Here is a 1,931-nt window from a genome sequence, read left to right on the forward strand (position 1 = left end):
CTGCGCCAGAAGCCGTCGCTGTCATCGTGAGCAGCCACAAGGTTGCCATTGCCGAAGCAGATGAAACGAACGTACAGCAGACCTTGGACAGCCTGCTTATTCTTTCGCTCAATGCACAAACGGTCCTCGGCGGTAACGATGGACTTGATGTTCCGGGTTTCGGGCAAAGCCACCATGTTCAGGTCGTCATCGACCATGACCAGCTTGTACTCCAGATTTGCACTGGCAAAGCGGTTCGTTTCGATGCGGAGGATGGATTCGGAGTGAGAGGCTTCCCCGAACAGCTTCTTCAGCAGCAAGCCGATGCGGGATTTTCCTTCGCCACCCTTGCCGGTCATGACCAGCATCTTCTGCGCCTTGGTAGACGGGATCAGAAGATAGCCGAGATATTCCTGCAAGGTCAGAATGTCCTCCGGGATCAGCAGACCGTCCAGAAATTCCAGCCACTTGGTCGGTGCGGGGGCATCGGGCTGGTATTCCACGGGGAGCCGGTTCAGGCAGAGTTCCTTTTCCGGCACAAATCCCCGCTCGTCCAGAAAGTAGGTTCCGTTCTGGAGATGGATGCGGTCAAGCTGGGGTTTCCATTCAGGGATATAGGTTTCGATACGGAGTGCGTCCAGAACCTGCTTCTCCTTCTTGGCAAGGTTGTCGAGCACAAAGTCACGGAGGTCGCTGTGGACTTCGTAGAGCAGTGCGTCCTCGTCTACCTCGCCGTTCTGGTCGAACAGCTTCTGTTTCAGGCACATCATGGGGTGTTTCTCTAAAAGGTACTGGCAGTAAGCGGTTTCACGCACTTTGCCCTTGCTGTCTACCCAAGGGCATTCGCATTCTTCCTCTTCTTCCAGTTCGTCCTCATCACGCCAATCTTCGTTCCTCTTTTTCCAGTCGCTCATGCAATCCCTCCCAATACTTCCGTAGCTCGTTTTCGGTCTGCGGGTCCGGGAGCACCGAACAGTCCAGATAATATTCAACGATATCAAGGTTCTTTATCGCTTCAAGGAAGCAGGGGTGAAGTTCTTCTGTGGGTGACTGCGGTGCATATCGGACCCGCCAACGCTGCAGACAGCGGTAATAGTCCAGCAGCTGCTGCCGGACGGTGGGCGGTCTGCGGGGAGCAAGCCGCACCTTGCCGTCGGCAAGTGCTATGCCGAAATCGTTCTTCAACTTTTCCACAGCCTTATAGGGAGAAAGTTGAAAAAGTCTGCCGACAAAATCGATCACATCGCCATCTGCCTGACAGGCGAAACAGTGGAAACGGCTGTCCACCTTCATGCTGGGGTGTTTATCCCCGTGGAAGGGGCAGCACATCATACCGTTCCGGTTTACGGCGAAGCCGTATAGCTCCGCTGCCTGCCGGGTCGAGATGACGTTCTTTACGTCCGAAAAGACAGAGGTGCTACCCTCCGTCCCAATGGGCGGGGTACAGGCGAAAGGACGAAGCCCGGTGAGGGGCGTGGGTGAGGTTGGGTTTATTCACACATCGATCCGTCAGAGTGTTGTTCATTTGACCTCCTGCTGCGGTACGGTGTGGCTGCGCTCTTCCTTGCGGAAGAAGGCTTCCACGTTCTGTTGTGCGGTGCGGAGTTCACGCAGTTCGATCTGCGCTTTCTTGTAGCGGGTGTAGAACCCGTTTTTCTCCGAGGAAAGGGTCTGATATTCGGCATCCAGCTTTTTGAGGTCCGGCAGTGTCCTGAGCCCGTTGGCCTTGAAATAGGCACAAGCGGCCTCGTACACAGCAAACTCTGCACGGTGCTGCTCCTTGAACTTGGCGGGATTCCGCACAGTCTGGAGCTTCTGCGCAAGGGGCTTGTACTGCTGATAGACCACAAGATGCCCGCGCAGCTCCTTGAGGGAGACCATGCGGGCATCCAAGTCTTTGACCACCGCCAGTGCATCGTCGTGCTGGGTTTTCAGTTCGGCAATGCGCTGGT

Annotated in this window: 2 protein-coding genes and 1 pseudogene; all 3 read right to left on the minus strand. The window is 55.6% G+C overall.

Annotated features, from left to right (window positions below; genetic code table 11):
• Positions 1-893: DUF5906 domain-containing protein (locus C4N23_RS13620; RefSeq protein WP_112146671.1), on the minus strand; the 893-nt coding region annotated here is incomplete at its 3' end.
• Entirely contained in the window at positions 856-1,311 is a 456-nt protein-coding gene (locus C4N23_RS13625) for a CHC2 zinc finger domain-containing protein (RefSeq protein WP_112146673.1), read from the minus strand. The genes C4N23_RS13625 and C4N23_RS13620, both read right to left, overlap by 38 nt.
• 189 nt (positions 1,312-1,500) lie before the next feature.
• Positions 1,501-1,931, minus strand: a pseudogene (locus tag C4N23_RS13630) (relaxase/mobilization nuclease domain-containing protein); the annotation flags it as partial.

Origin of the sequence: Faecalibacterium hattorii (assembly GCF_003287455.1) — a bacterium.
Lineage (GTDB): Bacteria > Bacillota > Clostridia > Oscillospirales > Ruminococcaceae > Faecalibacterium > Faecalibacterium hattorii.

Bases quoted from the DNA above. Each gene is read 5' to 3' on its own strand.
- C4N23_RS13625 (WP_112146673.1), bottom strand. From the start codon at position 1,311: ATGATGTGCTGCCCCTTCCACGGGGATAAACACCCCAGCATGAAGGTG.